This is a genomic window from Flagellimonas sp. 2504JD4-2, from assembly GCF_053642935.1.
The window spans coordinates 15,293-30,680 of sequence record NZ_JBSIOV010000001.1 but is presented as its reverse complement, the minus strand read 5'-3'; the positions used below and the strand labels follow the sequence as shown (position 1 = coordinate 30,680).

Sequence of the window (15,388 nt, the reverse complement as noted above, 5' to 3'; positions counted from 1 at the left end):
GGCTTGTACTAATCAAAATAGACTTCTGTTGTTGAAGATTTGGCCAACTCGAATAAGTGCTTCAATTGACTTTCCAAAATTCGTTCCTGCGAAAGCTCAGGGAGATTTTCCAGTGGGAAAAATCCAGTCCCCAGCATATCAAAGCCAGCACGCAATTCCCCTCCAACGACCCTGCACAAAAAGTTCAATTTGTAAATGTAATAGGGTTCTGGTGGATGTGGATGTACTTGCTTGTCGTATACAGCAAGTAGCTTGACCACTTCAACTTTTAACCCGGTTTCTTCCTCTATTTCTTTGATAGCTATTTCTGAAGGAGTACTGCCAATGTCAGCCCAACCACCTGGGATCGTCCATTTGCCATCGATACTTTCCCTTGCCATCAAAATTTCATCCTTTTCATTCAATACAAAGCCTCTAACATCAACTTTTGGAGTAGGGTAATCATCTTGAGGCATGAAAAACTCTTGAAGTACTTCCACCGAGGTATTCCCAATATTGGACATCAGTTCCAAGCTAATTTGTTGAAGTTCTTCATATCGTTCCCGGTCATAAGGATCTTGGGCGTACACCAAACCTGTTTCCGAAATTGCCTTTATACGTTTGATGAGGTTGAGCTGTTGTTTTGAATCCATTAAAGTTGTCCGCTTTGTTGTAAAAGTTCTATCATTGGTTTCGTTCCCTGCATTTTGGCATGGTCCATCGCCGTATTTCCCCGTGCATCCCTAATGGAAACATCTGCTTGATGTTCCAATAATAATTGCGCTATCTCCATTCTGTTAAAGGTTGCGGCATAGATCAGGCATGTTGCCCCCATGGCGTTTATATGGTTAACATCTGCTCCCGCTTGAATCAAAAGCTTCGCTATTTTTGGAAACCCTTTAAAGCAAACGCCCATTAATGCGGTATTACCAGAACCATCTTTGGCATCAATATTAACACCTTTTTCCAATAATAGAGCGGTTATGTCTTCATGATTGTAATAGGAAGCCAATATTAAAGGTGTTGACCCTCTTTCATCGGTAGTTTCCAATAATTTGGTGTCTGATTCCAGCAATTCTGAAGCGACCTCAAGGTTCCCGGTTCTAATTGCATTGAAGAAGTCTTCGTTGTTACCCATAATCTTACGGAAAGTTATAAAAAAACTGCCACAACCTTTGCAGGAAGTGACAGTTGTTTATTGTTAATTTTCTTTTTCTAAAATTAAACCAAATCAAAACGATCTAGATTCATCACTTTGGTCCAAGCAGCTACGAAATCGTTGAGAAAACGCTCCTCGGAATCGTTACTTCCATAGACTTCAGCAATGGCTCTCAATTCAGTATTAGATCCAAAGATAAGATCAGCCCGGGTACCTGCCCATTTAACTTCGCCTGATGCACGGTTACGACCGGCAAATACAGTTTCTTCTTCAGAAGTTGCCTCCCATTTAGTGCTTAAATCCAACAGATTTACAAAGAAATCATTGGTAAGAGATCCAGCACGTTCGGTGAAAACTCCATGTTGGGATTGGTCATGGTTGATGTCAAGTACACGGAGTCCTCCGAGAAGAACGGTCATTTCAGGAGCGGACAACGTTAATAGCTGTGCTCTATCAATCAACATTTCCTCTGCGGTAACCACATATTTTGACTTCATATAATTTCGGAAGCCGTCAGCTTTGGGCTCCAAAACAGCAAACGATTCCACATCGGTCTGTTCTTGAGTGGCGTCACCTCTTCCGGGAGTGAAAGGAACCGATACATTTTGACCAGCATTTTTGGCTGCTTGCTCAATTCCAGCATTACCACCTAGCACAATTAAATCTGCAATGGAAACCTTTTTATTACCAGATTGGTTGCTGTTGAATTCGTTTTGGATTCTCTCCAACGTATCCAAAACCTTTGAAAGTTGTTCGGGATGGTTCACTTCCCAATCTTTTTGAGGTGCAAGTCTGATGCGGGCACCATTGGCACCGCCTCTTTTATCTGAACCACGGAATGTGGATGCAGAAGCCCAAGCAGTACCTACCAACTCAGGTACAGAAAGTCCAGAGGCCAAAATGTTTTGCTTTAATGCTGAAGCATCCTCCTCGTTAATTAGCCCGTGGTCAACAGCAGGAATTGGATCTTGCCAAATCAACTCTTCTGAAGGCACCTCAGACCCTAAATATCTTGAGAGTGGACCCATATCACGATGCGTCAGTTTAAACCAAGCTCTTGCAAATGCATCGGCGAACTCATCAGGATTCTCATGGAAGCGTCTTGAGATTTTTTCATAATCAGGATCCATTCGCAAGGACAAATCTGTCGTCAACATGATGGGTGTGTGTCTTTTGGATGGGTCATGGGCATCAGGAACACTTTCGGCACCTGCGCCATGCTTCGGGATCCATTGATGGGCACCTGCTGGACTTTTGGTCAATTCCCATTCGTATCCGAACAAGTTCCAGAAAAAGTTATTGCTCCATTTGGTGGGAGTGGTAGTCCAAGCCCCTTCCAGTCCACTGGTAATGGTGTCTCCGGCGTTTCCGGTTCCAAAGTTATTTTTCCAACCAGTACTCTGCTCTGTGATTCCGGCAGCAGCGGGTTCACGCTCCACATATTTATCTGGATCAGCAGCACCATGGGTTTTCCCAAAAGTATGACCTCCGGCAATTAGCGCAACAGTTTCCTCATCGTCCATGGCCATTCTACCAAAAGTCTCACGGATATCATGAGCGGCTGCAACCGGGTCGGGATTTCCATTAGGTCCTTCGGGATTCACATAGATCAACCCCATTTGGACTGCGCCAAGTGGATTTTCTAGTTCCCGGTCTCCTTCATAACGTTTGTCCCCGAGCCATTCCGTTTCAGCACCCCAATAAATGTCTTCTTCCGGTTCCCAGACATCCTCACGCCCTCCGGCAAAACCAAAGGTTTTGAAACCCATGGATTCCAGAGCGCAGTTCCCAGCAAGAATCATCAAATCTGCCCAAGAAATTTTCTTTCCGTACTTCTGCTTAATGGGCCATAACAACAGACGCGCCTTGTCAAGGTTGGCATTATCCGGCCAGCTATTCAAGGGTGCAAATCTTTGTGTACCTGAACCGGCACCACCTCGTCCATCAGCAATACGATAAGTTCCCGCGCTATGCCATGCCATACGGATGAAAAATGGTCCATAATGTCCGTAATCTGCCGGCCACCAGTCCTGGGAATCCGTCATCAAATCATAAAGGTCTTTTTTAATGGCATCCAGATCAAGGCTTTTGAATTCCTTGGCGTAGTCAAAATCCGGATCCATTGGGTTTGAAAGGGCGGAATGTTGACGAAGAATATTCAACCTTAATTGATTAGGCCACCAATCGCGGTTTGAAGTACCACCTCCAGCGCCGTGCTTAAGTGCCCCGTTCATAAATGGGCACTTGCTCTCGCCGTTTGAATTTTTAGCTCCGGCCGCTGCCGAAGATGTCGATTGTTTACTCATGATCGTATAGTGTTTTATAAATTTTTAAGCCTTCATAAAATTAGGAAAACATCTTTCTGAACAATAGATAATTCATATCAAAACATTATGAAAAGATAAATATAATTTATGCTTTGAATGGCCAAAATGAGTCACTTTACACAAATCGACATTCATTTTGGCGCATTTGCCCCCTTTTATGGTGTAGATTTACCTTAACTTTGGGAATCAGGTCCAATTTTGGATTGTCTAATCGTCTATAGCATAGAAACCTTTACACTATAAAATTAATTTAAACTCTGACACAAATGAAAAAACTGGTTTTACCGCTGATTGCCTTATTGCTTTTCAGCTTTAGCACAGATACTTTTAAACTTTCAGATGAAGACCGAAAAATGGCTGTTGATCATTTGAAAGAAACACGGGATGAGATGTCCAAGGTTCTTCGCGGACTTACTGAGGAGCAGTTGAACTTTAAGGCAGAAGAGGACTCGTGGTCTATTGCTGAATGTGCGGAGCACATCGCAATTTCGGAAAATGCTTTTGCCGGATTGATTCAAAAGACGGTGGCCGCTGGGCCAAATCCTGCACTGAAGGATTCTGTGAAATTTAAGGACGATGAACTTTTGGGCATTATCTCTGATAGATCCAAAAGAGTGAAGACCAGTGAACCTTTTGAACCTTCAGGTAAATTTGGTTCGCATAAGGCAACGGTAAAAGCTTTCATGGACAAAAGGGATGAACATATCAACTATATGAAAACCACGGATGACGATTTAAGAAATCGATTCAATTCCGACCTTCCTTTCGGAACAGTTGATGGATTTCAGGTTGTTCTCTTTATGTCAGGGCATACAGAAAGACACGTAAATCAAATGAAAGAGGTGATGGCCCACAAACTTTTCCCAAAGGGAAAATAGATTCAACTTAACTCGAATTATAAAAACCCTTTCCGTTTTGGAAGGGGTTTGTTTTTATGCGATCGACGTTTATCGATTAATTTTTAATTTTCTTAGTTACCTTAGCACAAACTTGTTTTCAATGGAAAAGAAAGTAAAAAATGTTTTTGTTGAGGGCGCTATCACCCCTTCCTTTATTGGCGATTCCATTGCCAAGCACCAATCCAAGACGCAAATTGGTGCTCATGACATCTTTTTAGGGCAGGTCAGGGCAGATGTGATAGAAGGAAAGACCGTAGGAGCCATTGAGTATACGGCTTATGAAGATATGGCCAATCTAAAATTCCTTGAAATTAGAGAAAACACCTTCTTGAAATTTGACATCACTTGTATGCATATATACCATAGCTTGGGAAAGGTGAACGTTGGTGAAATCTGCCTCTTCGTATTTGTTTCATCTCCGCATAGGCGCACAGCTTTTGAAGCGCTTGAATATGTGGTGGAGGAAATAAAATCGCAGGTTCCAGTTTTTGGAAAGGAACTGTTCGAGGATGATTCCTATCAATGGAAAGTAAACACATAGCCTATGGTTGACATTACCCAAAAACAAGCTACCCACCGAACGGCAATTGCGCAAGCTGTGGTAAAGGTAAGTTCCCAAAAGACCATAGAGGCGATTCAAACGGGAAGTGTTCCCAAAGGCGATGTTTTCGCAATGAGCAAGGCAGCTGGATTTCTTGGGGTTAAAAAAACGGCGGACCTTCTTCCGGACTGCCACCCGTTACCTGTGGAGTTTTGTGGTATAGATTATGTAATCAAAGGCCTCGAAATCGTGGTAAGGATAGAAGTGAAGACATATTATAAAACAGGTGTGGAGGTGGAAGCCATGCATGGCGCCAGTATCGTGGCGCTCAATATGTACGATATGCTCAAGCCCATTGATAAAGGGGTTGAAATACATCACATAAAACTCTTAAAAAAGACAGGGGGGAAGTCCGACATTGATCGGAAGTGAATTTCATCGAATTTTTTTAAATCAAAAGCTTTTTATCCTAATTTTAGGAAGATATTGATGATAAGCTCGTTGAAATGGAAAATCTCAAGAGGGTAATTGTCGATTATAAAAAGCTTACCCCGGGGGTGCTCAAACTTCTCGTAGAAAAGTATCCTGATGGTTATGGGGATAGGGATATCATAAAATATAAAGGACCAAGAGGGTCAGCAATCGAAGCTGTTGAAGTATCCACTCCTGATACCATATATTTGGTAAAGATCAGCTCAAAATTACAGCGGAGTATGGCAAGTTTTGATGAGGCAGATGCAGCTTTGCTCAAAGCCGATGGTATGGAAAAACCACCAGTAGGTTTACCTGAGTCAGAGGAAGAATAGTCCTAAGAATACGTTTCCTTTAAATTATCAAGCATTTCTTTAGTGGTTCCATCCAGGTCAAATCTTGGTTTCCAGCCCCATTCGGTTTGGGCAGCGGAATCATCAATACTGCTTGGCCAAGAATCTGCAATTTGTTGCCTAAAATCAGGGTTGTAGGTGACTTTAAAATTTGGAATGTGGGATTGGATGCTTTTGGCAATCTCCTGTGGACTGAAACTCATGCTTCCCAAATTGTAGGAAGACCTGATGTTTAGATTTTCAGCTGGACTTTCCATCAAGCTTATTGTAGCTCTAATGGCATCGTCCATATACATCATGGGCAGTTTAGTAGTCTTGTCCAAAAAACAATTGTATTCACCCTCTTCGAGTGCTTTATGGTAGATTTCCACGGCGTAATCCGTTGTTCCACCACCTGGCATTGTTTTCCAACTGATCAATCCCGGATAGCGAACGCTCCGAACGTCCACACCGAATTTGTTATAATAATATTCGCACCAGCGCTCTCCCGATTGTTTACTTATACCATAGACCGTACTTGGTTCCATAATCACATTTTGGGGGGTGTCTTCCTTTGGAGTGTTCGGACCGAACACAGCAATGCTCGAAGGCCAGAAAATTTTGGAGATTTTTTTCTCTTTTCCCAGATTGAGCACATTGAACAGTGAGTTCATATTTAGGTTCCATGCACGCATGGGAAACTTCTCCGCGGTGGCGCTCAGCATTGCCGCCATTAAATACACTTCATCGATTTCATAATGCATCACCACATCTTCAATAGCTTCATAATTGGTGGCGTCCAATATTTCAAAAGGGCCTGATTTCATAAGTCCTTCCGTACCTTCCCTAATGTCACTTGCGATAACCGTTTCAGCACCATGCTTGGCTCTTAGTTCCATGGTTAGCTCGGTTCCAATTTGGCCACAGGCGCCTAGAATAAGAATGGGTTTTTGCATTTAAAATGAAGTTAATTGTATCAAAGCGCAAAGATAGCCTTTATTAAAATTTGTACATTCGCTTATGCGAAAATTGTCCTATTGGGTTGCTGCTCTTTTACTTGTGGCAGCATGTAAAAATAACAACGCCTCTCCTGACGAATTACAGGATGAGGAATTGGTGTTCAACTACCAAAAAATGCCCAAGAAACTTGAAATGAACCCTATAGCTACCGAATTGGTGGAAGGCTGGGCGGAGTTCAAGACATTGTCCAGTAGTTTCGATGTTTTGTATAAAGCCAGAAACAACGAAGATTTGATTTTGGCCATTGATGATCTCATAGAGAAAGAGAAGCTTTTGGCAGCATCTACATACCCGGGAATACTTGATGATCTTCAGATTAAGAGTAGACAGCGTGTTCTTAAGACCTATTTTCTAAAAGTTAAGGCAAGTATTTTGAACAATCATGATACGACCCAGCCCACAATAGAAATGTTGGAAGCGTATAATGCATTTCGCAGACAATTTAATGTAGTGGTCAATAGCCAATTGGATGATAAACTGATTTTAGATGAAGAATAAACTGCTCCTACCCCTAGTAATGACAATTTCTCTTGGTCTTGGGGCCCAAGAAATTGAGAAACAAGCGATAAATGAATTGTTGGATGGTTGGCACCAAGCCGCGTCCGATGCCGATTTCGATGCTTATTTTGGAAAAATGACCCCAGAGGGGGTTTTTATTGGGACCGATGCAACCGAAAATTGGCAAAACAAGGCATTTCGGGAATTTTCAAAACCCTATTTTGACAAAGGGAAAGCATGGAGTTTTACCTCCGTAGAACGAAACATCTACCTTAACGAAGCAGAGGATATCGCTTGGTTTGATGAGCTGTTGGATACCCAGATGAAACTTTGCCGTGGATCGGGAGTGGCCAAAAAAGAAAATGGGCAATGGAAAATTGCCCACTATGTTCTTTCTATTGCTGTGCCCAACGAAAATGTCGGGGAACTCATTCAACTAAAAAAGGAAAAGGATAGCCTAATACTGGTTGAGCTTCAAAAAAAGAGCTACTAGTTCTGGTCTTCCCCTTCCGCCTTTTGCTTGCGCGATTCCAAAGCTTGCTTACTTAAACTTGCCAAATTGAAATTGGGGTCAATTTTAAGCGCTTCATCAATAGAAGCAATTGCAGTATCAATATTGTTCTTGTCCTTGTTGAAAATCACCAAGCCTTTTAAGTGATGAAATGCAGCTTTTAAAGGAACCTCATAGGGTTGCTGTCTTTCGTAAAAAGCATATTTCTGATCATCCTTGGCGTTGGCGATGCCATACTCAATATTGGTCGATGCGCCATCATTATCTCCCACCTGAATTTTGAGATCGGCCAATTCATAGGCCAAATAAGCCGATGGAGCTCTTGTGAAAAGTACCTCGAAATGCTCTAAAGCCCTTTTGGGTTGATTCAGAGCCTTCAAAGAGACTGCCTTCACCTGAACAGACAAATCGGAATCATCTGCTTTTTTCTCAATACCTATAGTGTTTAGGGCTTGCAGGTGCTGTCCATTGTTCATGTAAACAAATGCCAATGTATCCCTGCGTGCAGTCGAAGGTGACAGAACGTTCAAATGTGTCAAAGCATTGATCACACCTGAAATATCGCCCTGTAAACGCATTTCGTTATAAAATGCCTTATAATGTTCGGTAAGTTCGTTGTTGCTCTGTGAAATCCCGTTGAAACCTGTGAATAAAAGTATCAACACCGCAAATTTTCTCATCTCTCATGTTTTTTGGTGCGCCAAAACTAAAAAAATAATTGGTATTAAGCTGTTAAAGAATACTATATGAATTACAAAATATGGAAACTAGTTTTATTGGATTAAGAAATGATCGAAGTTTGCAATCGATGTGATTTATCCTCAAAGTTTTTGCTCACAATGATTTTGTCCAATTTGGAAGGAAGGCTGTTGGAATAATCAGGTGGGGTAATCCCCATTTTAAGGGCTTCCAGGGTGTAAAACTCTTTTTTGGTTGGATGCATTGGATACACACCATTAAAGACCTCACCCCAATACCCGTTTTCAATGACTGTGTTTATCATGTAAATACAATCATCCAAATGTATCAGATTGATCGGGTCGTTGCCATTAGTGAGATTTTGCCTTTTGGACAACATGCTCACAGGATGTCTGTTTGGACCTATCAATCCTCCAAAACGAATGATTGTAGCGTTTAATTCCTTATCAGTGGAGAACAATTGTTCAGATGCCAAAAGCTGTTTGCCAGATTCCGTAACGGGTTGCGGAATTGCATCTTCTGTCACTTCACCCTTTATATCACCATAAATTGCCGTGCTGCTGATAAAAATGATATTTGAAACCGAACTCTTCCTGATCTTACCATACAACAGCTTCATTTTTTCATAAAAGCTCTCTGAATTTCCACTTCGAAGTTTTGGAGGCACATTGATGACCAGGAGATTTATTTGTGACAAGAAATTTTGAACATCTCCTTCAATAGCGCTTGCGGACAAAGCAATTTGATGTGCATGTATACCTTCATCGCTGAGCATTCCAAGTCTAGTTTCGGATGTTGTAGTGCCATGGACGATATGGGAAGCTGAGACGAAATGTTTGGCAAGTGGCAGCCCTAGCCATCCGCAGCCCATAATGCCTATTTTTTTACTCAAATCGTAGTGTTTTGGTCACCAAAATGGCGTCATTGAGCACAAATGGCATGGGAATACTGTTTTCAGGTCGCTCTGGAACCGTAAAATCTAGATTGCTTAACAAGTCATTGGATGATTCATAAAAAGCAAGTTCCAAAACGGAATCTTTAGGAAAACTCATTTCCAATTCAGTGTAATGGTTGTTGCTGATATGATGCGTAACCAATTTTTTTCTTCGCTTCTGCAAGAAACTATCGGACAACGGAATATTATTGACCTTTACCCTATTGAATTTGACATCATTTGCATAAACATCCAACCGATTGACCGCTCTTTTCGGGGTTACACAAAGTTCAAGGATTCGATTATCACCTATAATGGTGTCCCTTACCGTATCGATCCAAGGAACAGCAATATCTTTTGAAGGGGCCGTGGAGGTATATGTAAACCCTGAGCTGTACTTGCTGGCAAGCGTTTTGAACCCTTCGGCTTGGGAGGGGTCTATTTTATCTTTCAAGAATTGACTGTTCCAGCCGATCAATTGTTTATCATAGGTGGCCCAAATAGCGGTCCCATTATCTGCATCATAAACATAAAGAAGACTACTGGGCTTTGGTCGTTCTTCGTTAAAGTCCGATTTAATATGTGCTGAAATACTATAAACTGCAAAAAGGAACAATGCCAAATAGGCGAAACGATTCTTGTTTTTGAGCTGACCAAAAAATGGTAATACTAGCACAAACAGCAGTGTGGTGAAAAAGGTTGCGGCCACCATCATTTTTAATCCAAGACCCACGGGGAACATTTTTATAAAAGGAGAATACATGAAAACCGCAGGAAGTGCTAAGAAGACAAGTAGAAAAGGACTTGGCTCTTCTTGGTTGATCAATACCATGAGAGCTACCAACATTCCGTATAGGGGTACAACAAAAAAGCTTGCTCCTTGGAGGTAGATCGAAACAAGGGTACAGATCAACAACCAGATAAAAATTGGAGCTATTAAAAGTTCCGGCATAGGGATTTTTCTGAATTTATGGTAAAACCAAAAACATACCGCCAGAGATAACATGGCAAACGACATGATGTAGAGGTGCCCGTTATAGGTAAATCCGTGCAACATATCGCTAAAACCAGGATACCACCATTTTATGGCCAACCAACTAAAATAACCCACAAGGCCATTTATTATCAAGGTCAATAATAGTGGTAAAAACCCTTGTAATATGCCTTTTGCACTCAACTTTTGCCTTTTTAGACCCAGGACAAGTAGCATTATAAAGCCAACCACTGCTATGGCAAGCATGGGCCATATCCATTCGAATGGATAAGAAACCAACCTAAAATAGGGAAGGTTAAAGTAGATATAATCGTCGCTGGTTTTTAGATTGTTGAGGTCGGCGTCACTGAAGTATCGAAATAATGGCATCAAATAACTCCCTTGATGTGCCAAAGAGGTTTTATCCAAACGTTCATAGTTGTCAAGAACCGTGTGGTAATCGTAATGATCATCAATAAAAGCGAAATTAAAACCTTCGATATCCCCATCTTCCCTAAATACGGTAAGGTCGGTGTCGTTTGGCAGCATTTTATAAATGCTGTACGCCAAAGAATTGGCCACCGGATATTTAGGATTTGCTTCGGTAAATTCTTTGATCAATGTTCCATTGCCTTGATTGGTTTCAATGAGCATATAGCTGGGGCCGCCGCTACCTCTGGCCTCAAAATTGAGAACAAGGCCTACATCCTTGGCCCAAGGGTGTTTTTTCACAAACAGATCAGCTCCATTCAGACCCAGTTCCTCTGCATCTGAAATGAGTATTATGATATCATTTTTTGGACTTCTATTTTCAGCTAAAAAAGCGCGAACCCCTTCCAAAATTGTGGCAACACCACTTCCTGCATCGCTGGCTCCCAAAGAAGAATGGGGGCTGCTGTCGTAATGCGTTAGTAAAAGCAGGGCCTTGCCGTTGCCAGAACCCTTAATCCGTGCCAAAATGTTGGTGGCTTTGCTGAGATTGGCCCAATCCCCCGCCGTATAACCTTCTTGTACGGTGGCTTCCAGCCCTAATTTCTTCAGCTCTGAAATAATGTAACTTCTGACATTTTCATGGGCAGGGAAACCAACACCGTGAGGCTCTTTGGAGATGTTTTTTACATGGACCAGAGCCCTATCTGTTGAAAAGGAGTTTGGACCTGCATTCAGGTCACTTTCATAGGGGGGCATCAAAGACTTATAGCTCCAATAAACGGCCAATAAAAGAATAAGAAAGGCAAGTGTTCGGGAAAGTTTCATGGTTTATCGAGTTGGCACATAAAAATATGAAATTATGAAAGGTTTGTGCATTTGGACTTAAAAATTTAAATATTCCGAAGAAAAATCCTATATTTAAGATTCAACCTTTAAAAAATCAGCACTATGGCAATCAAGAGTTTTCAAGGTGCTAGAGCAAAGGATTCCTCAAAAAAAGAATATAAAGCCCCGATACTGGTTGAGGATTACATGACCAAGAAATTGGTGACTTTTGCTCCAGAGCAGTCTATTTTGGAAGTGATGGAAGCTTTTGCCAAACATCATATTTCCGGGGGACCGGTAATGGATGAAAATGGGTTTTTGGTTGGAATTATTTCTGAGGCGGATTGCATGAAGCAAATTTCTGAAAGTAGATATTTCAATCAACCCATATTGGATAAAAGTGTAGAACGTTTTATGACGAAAAATGTGCAGACCATTCCGCACGATATGAGCATTTTTGATGCAGCGGGGGTTTTCGACAAGCATAACAGACGTCGATTGCCGGTCATGAAAAACGACATTTTGGTCGGACAAATTAGTAGAAAGGATATTGTAATTGCGGCGCTAAAATTGAGTGCCCAAAACTGGAAGTGATCGACTACTCACGCTTTACAATCATGTAGCGATCATTATCTAAAGGCAAATATCCAAGATCATAAAGGAAGTAGTACGTACTTCCTTTTTTTGTGGTGTAAAGATTGGTAATGTGCTCAAAGTCAAAACCTTTATCAATGAGCCGCATTTTTGTTGTTGTGGTCTTTCCTTCCTTTAACGGAAAACTGTCCAAGATCCTGTAGTTCTTGCGCAGTTTGTTGTTGATGTTTCTGACCAGGTTTTTGCTATCCTTGTTCAGCCTATTGTTATAAGCATTTCGACAATGGTCGGAACAATATTTTTTGTCGACCCTGCCCATTAACTTCTCACCACATTCCAAACAGTTTTTTTCGGACATATTCTTCGATTTAGGATACTACAATATCGTGTTTTTTCATAAGATCTTGAAAGTCAACCCTCTTTTAGGTTTAAAAAGATAAACAAATGTTAAATGTCGAATTAATTTTGGAACATTCGTTCCAGAATAATTATGTTTGTTTCGGAATGATTGTTCCAAAATAAAATATATAACCGAAAATCACATAAAATGAAAAAATTGGAAGGCAAAGTAGCCGTAGTAACAGGAGCGACTAGTGGAATAGGGCTGGAAACCGCTAAAAACTATCTTCGAGAAGGTGCAAAAGTGGTATTGACAGGAAGAAACCAAGAAAAGCTGGACGCCTTGAAAGATGAGCTTTCAGGAGAATATCTTTTAGTAAAAGCTGAAGCTTCTAGTATCAAGGACAGCCAAGAACTTATTGAAAAAACGAAAAACACCTATGGAAAGATCGATGTTTTGTTCCTGAATGCTGGAGTATTTCGTTTGGAAGGCATCGATGAACTAACCGAGAAAATTTATGATGAGGTCTATGACATCAATGTCAAGGGACCATTGTTTACCGTAAAAGCGGCTTCTGAGCATTTGAACGAAGGTGCCAGTATTATTTTCAACACTTCGATAGTCAACGTAAAAGGTTTTGCAGGAATGGCCGCATATGCCTCGAGCAAGGCAGCCTTAAGGTCTTTGACAAGAACCTTGGCAGCAGAGTTTGGGCCTAAGGGCATTCGTGTGAATGCGATTGCACCAGGACCTATAGATACCCCGATTTATGGAAAACACAATGTTCCCCAGGAGAATGTGGACCAAATGGCTTCTGGCCTGCCTTCAATGGTGTCATTGGGAAGATTTGGAAAGGCTGAAGAGATAGCTTCAACAGCCCTGTTTTTGGCTTCTTCAAATAGCAGCTATATCACCGGCGCTGAAATTCCTGTGGATGGTGGCTTGGCCCAGGTGTAATTTTTTTGAATAAATTTGGAACATATATTCCAAAACCTATATGCCAAGAACAAAACAGTTTAATGAAGAAGAAATATTGATCAAGGCCATGGAACTCTTTTGGGAAAAAGGGTTCCATGCCACTTCAATACAGGATTTGGTCTCACATTTGAGAATCAACCGGGCCAGTCTATATGATACTTTTGGTGGCAAGGAAAAACTGTTCAATAGGGCCTTTGCCCACTATAGGAGTATTTCCAGGAACATGCTAAAAACACTTTTCGAGAGCGAGGAGGGCGTAAAAGCAGGGTTTCAAAAACTTTTTGATGGCGTCATAAAAGAATCAATGGAGGATTCCTGTAGAAAAGGATGTTTTGTGGTCAACACAACAACCGAACTTATTCCCGGTGACGAGTCACTACTTCAAGTTTTATGTGAAAACAAGGCCAATGTTGAAACGCTTTTTTCAAATTATATTCAAAAAGGTATCAATAATGGTGAATTCGCTACATCTTTAGATGCAGAAAGTACGGCATCAATGCTCTTCACATTTTATAATGGCCTGCGGGTAGTGACCAAAGTCGAGTCAAATCCGAAAAAACTCAAAGCCATGGTCGGTACTGCCCTTTCGGTACTGGACTAGTTTTACTGTTGGTATCGTTCGTAATTGAATACCAATTCCTGCACATTCTTGTCCTGTTCGACAACCACGAACACGCGCATACTATCTTCACTCGTTTTTTCCATAGTCAAGCCCTCAAAGAACACTTTATCTTTTTCCATCTTCACAAGTTTAAAGTCAACGGTCTCATCCTTGGTTTCCCATCCCCTTAAATCTCCATGAAAATGTTTGAGCTGCAATATCAGTGTTGAATCTATTTGTCTTATATGCCCCACTTCATAGAAAGAAACCTTGCCATCATTGACCAATCTGAATGAAAACATCATGGATTCCCCTAAGGGCGGACTCCAAATTTCTTCCACAATACCTCCCAGAGCTTTTCCCTTCCAGTGTCCGGTTATCCATGCGACATCATCCAGAGTGGCGTTAGGAGCTTGCTGATTTTCCTCTAATTGAAGTGTGTTTTGGGCATAACTAAAGCCAAAACCGAATAGTAAAAAGCAAATTAAAAGTCTCATAAGTTGTCATCTTTACTACAAAGACGAAGAAAGACTCCCTATTTGGACAATTCAAATTTTATATTGACCGAAGTCTCCACTTTGATTTTCTCAAAATCGATATCTAAGGGTTCGGCTTCCTGTCGGGCAGCAGTTTCAGCATAAAGTGAAATTTTGCTATTTCTTGGTCTCCATTGTGGTTGATGATACGAATTATCCAAAATATGAATAGCGGCGCCAACTTTTTGACCCAATGGAGTTGTGAGAGCTTCCGCTTTTTTCTTGGCTTTTTTGACCGCCCTGGATTTTAGTTCCAGTTCAAGCTCATCCATTTTGGAATACTCCGTTTTTTCGAGATACGTATTGGCGATATCCAATTTTTCAAGAGCGACCATTACCTCACCTGCCTTTTTTCCAGAATAGACCAAAAGGGAATATTGTTTGCTTTTCAACACATCTTTTTGCCTCAAAAAGTACTTTTTAAAGTTGCTGCTCAGGTCTTTGATGACCAATTGCTTTTCCAGATCTATTCCCAACGCACGTAGACTTTGCGCCATTTTGTTTTCCTGTTCTTCAACGGATTTTCTCCCCTTCGAATCCTTTTCTTGAATGGTGATATTTAGGTAGATTTTATCAGGAACCACCAAGGTGTCCACTCTGGCCGAGGTTTCCAGATAGGGGATATCCAAAAAGTTTTTGGTTTGCGCAGAAGTAGCCACAACAAAGCTGAAGAATATTAAAATGGATACTATTTTTTTCATGATTAAATTTTTATTAAAATTAAATACTTTGAGACTGC

General features: G+C 41.2%; 19 protein-coding genes. 9 read left to right on the top strand and 10 right to left on the bottom strand.

Annotation, left to right across the window (positions count from 1 at the left end; all coding sequences use genetic code 11):
* Nucleotides 1-8: 8 nt before the first annotated feature.
* The 3 genes from ACULLH_RS00155 to katG form a co-directional block, all read right to left on the bottom strand.
* Entirely contained in the window at nt 9-632 is a 624-nt protein-coding gene (locus tag ACULLH_RS00155; protein ID WP_454086693.1) for an NUDIX hydrolase, read from the bottom strand.
* Entirely contained in the window at nt 632-1,117 is a 486-nt protein-coding gene (locus ACULLH_RS00150; protein ID WP_454086692.1) for an ankyrin repeat domain-containing protein, read from the bottom strand. The genes ACULLH_RS00155 and ACULLH_RS00150 overlap by 1 nt, the downstream gene beginning before the upstream one ends.
* Nucleotides 1,118-1,200: 83 nt before the next feature.
* Entirely contained in the window at nt 1,201-3,444 is a 2,244-nt protein-coding gene (gene katG, locus ACULLH_RS00145) for a catalase/peroxidase HPI (protein WP_454086691.1), read from the bottom strand.
* A 287-nt stretch (nt 3,445-3,731) separates the two neighbouring features.
* Between katG and ACULLH_RS00140 the strand changes: the two genes are divergently transcribed.
* The 4 genes from ACULLH_RS00140 to ACULLH_RS00125 all read left to right on the top strand — a co-directional run bounded on the left by ACULLH_RS00140 (nt 3,732) and on the right by ACULLH_RS00125 (nt 5,711).
* Nucleotides 3,732-4,343 carry a DinB family protein gene (locus ACULLH_RS00140; protein WP_454086690.1) on the top strand — a complete coding sequence of 204 codons (612 nt, stop codon included), beginning with the start codon at nt 3,732-3,734 and terminating at the stop codon, nt 4,341-4,343.
* A gap of 121 nt (nt 4,344-4,464) precedes the next feature.
* A complete protein-coding gene (locus ACULLH_RS00135; protein WP_454086689.1) occupies nt 4,465-4,905 on the top strand; it encodes a molybdenum cofactor biosynthesis protein MoaE in 441 nt (146 codons plus the stop codon).
* Nucleotides 4,906-4,908: 3 nt separating this feature from the next.
* Nucleotides 4,909-5,337: a cyclic pyranopterin monophosphate synthase MoaC gene (locus ACULLH_RS00130; protein WP_454086688.1), complete on the top strand. Its 429-nt coding sequence runs from the start codon at nt 4,909-4,911 to the stop codon at nt 5,335-5,337.
* Between the two features lie 74 nt (nt 5,338-5,411).
* A complete protein-coding gene (locus ACULLH_RS00125) occupies nt 5,412-5,711 on the top strand; it encodes a hypothetical protein (protein WP_454086687.1) in 300 nt (99 codons plus the stop codon).
* 2 nt (nt 5,712-5,713) lie between these two features.
* On the opposite strand, the gene ACULLH_RS00120 is transcribed toward ACULLH_RS00125, so the two are convergent.
* Nucleotides 5,714-6,664, bottom strand: coding sequence for an NAD-dependent epimerase/dehydratase family protein (locus ACULLH_RS00120; protein WP_454086686.1), 951 nt, complete (start codon nt 6,662-6,664; stop codon nt 5,714-5,716).
* Between the two features lie 64 nt (nt 6,665-6,728).
* Here ACULLH_RS00120 and ACULLH_RS00115 point away from each other — a divergent pair, with 64 nt between their 5' ends.
* Nucleotides 6,729-7,226, top strand: a complete 498-nt coding sequence (locus ACULLH_RS00115) for a hypothetical protein (RefSeq protein ID WP_454086685.1) — start codon at nt 6,729-6,731, stop codon at nt 7,224-7,226.
* Nucleotides 7,216-7,719, top strand: coding sequence for a nuclear transport factor 2 family protein (locus tag ACULLH_RS00110; RefSeq protein ID WP_454086684.1), 504 nt, complete (start codon nt 7,216-7,218; stop codon nt 7,717-7,719). The genes ACULLH_RS00115 and ACULLH_RS00110 overlap by 11 nt, the downstream gene beginning before the upstream one ends.
* Here the strand turns inward: ACULLH_RS00110 and ACULLH_RS00105 are convergent.
* The 3 genes from ACULLH_RS00105 to ACULLH_RS00095 all read right to left on the bottom strand — a co-directional run bounded on the left by ACULLH_RS00105 (nt 7,716) and on the right by ACULLH_RS00095 (nt 11,600).
* Entirely contained in the window at nt 7,716-8,417 is a 702-nt protein-coding gene (locus ACULLH_RS00105; protein WP_454086683.1) for a hypothetical protein, read from the bottom strand. The two genes, ACULLH_RS00110 and ACULLH_RS00105, sit on opposite strands and share 4 nt — an antisense overlap.
* A gap of 101 nt (nt 8,418-8,518) precedes the next feature.
* Nucleotides 8,519-9,328, bottom strand: a complete 810-nt coding sequence (locus tag ACULLH_RS00100) for an SDR family NAD(P)-dependent oxidoreductase (protein WP_454086682.1) — start codon at nt 9,326-9,328, stop codon at nt 8,519-8,521.
* Nucleotides 9,321-11,600 carry a M28 family peptidase gene (locus ACULLH_RS00095; RefSeq protein WP_454086681.1) on the bottom strand — a complete coding sequence of 760 codons (2,280 nt, stop codon included), beginning with the start codon at nt 11,598-11,600 and terminating at the stop codon, nt 9,321-9,323. The genes ACULLH_RS00100 and ACULLH_RS00095 overlap by 8 nt, the downstream gene beginning before the upstream one ends.
* A gap of 123 nt (nt 11,601-11,723) precedes the next feature.
* Between ACULLH_RS00095 and ACULLH_RS00090 the strand changes: the two genes are divergently transcribed.
* Nucleotides 11,724-12,194 (top strand): CBS domain-containing protein, encoded by a 471-nt coding sequence (locus tag ACULLH_RS00090; RefSeq protein WP_454086680.1) that lies wholly within the window; start codon nt 11,724-11,726, stop codon nt 12,192-12,194.
* Nucleotides 12,195-12,198: 4 nt separating this feature from the next.
* Here the strand turns inward: ACULLH_RS00090 and ACULLH_RS00085 are convergent, their stop codons facing one another.
* Nucleotides 12,199-12,552 (bottom strand): hypothetical protein, encoded by a 354-nt coding sequence (locus ACULLH_RS00085; RefSeq protein ID WP_454086679.1) that lies wholly within the window; start codon nt 12,550-12,552, stop codon nt 12,199-12,201.
* A 189-nt stretch (nt 12,553-12,741) separates the two neighbouring features.
* Here ACULLH_RS00085 and ACULLH_RS00080 point away from each other — a divergent pair, with 189 nt between their 5' ends.
* Together ACULLH_RS00080 and ACULLH_RS00075 are read left to right on the top strand one after the other, a co-directional pair.
* A complete protein-coding gene (locus tag ACULLH_RS00080) occupies nt 12,742-13,491 on the top strand; it encodes an SDR family NAD(P)-dependent oxidoreductase (RefSeq protein WP_454086678.1) in 750 nt (249 codons plus the stop codon).
* Between the two features lie 40 nt (nt 13,492-13,531).
* Nucleotides 13,532-14,113 carry a TetR/AcrR family transcriptional regulator gene (locus ACULLH_RS00075; protein WP_454086677.1) on the top strand — a complete coding sequence of 194 codons (582 nt, stop codon included), beginning with the start codon at nt 13,532-13,534 and terminating at the stop codon, nt 14,111-14,113.
* A 2-nt stretch (nt 14,114-14,115) separates the two neighbouring features.
* Here ACULLH_RS00075 and ACULLH_RS00070 read toward each other — a convergent pair whose 3' ends face one another.
* Complete coding sequence (locus ACULLH_RS00070; protein ID WP_454086676.1) at nt 14,116-14,610, bottom strand: DUF6265 family protein; 495 nt, start codon at nt 14,608-14,610, stop codon at nt 14,116-14,118.
* Nucleotides 14,611-14,648: 38 nt separating this feature from the next.
* Entirely contained in the window at nt 14,649-15,350 is a 702-nt protein-coding gene (locus ACULLH_RS00065; RefSeq protein ID WP_454086675.1) for an SIMPL domain-containing protein, read from the bottom strand.
* Nucleotides 15,351-15,388: the final 38 nt, after the last annotated feature.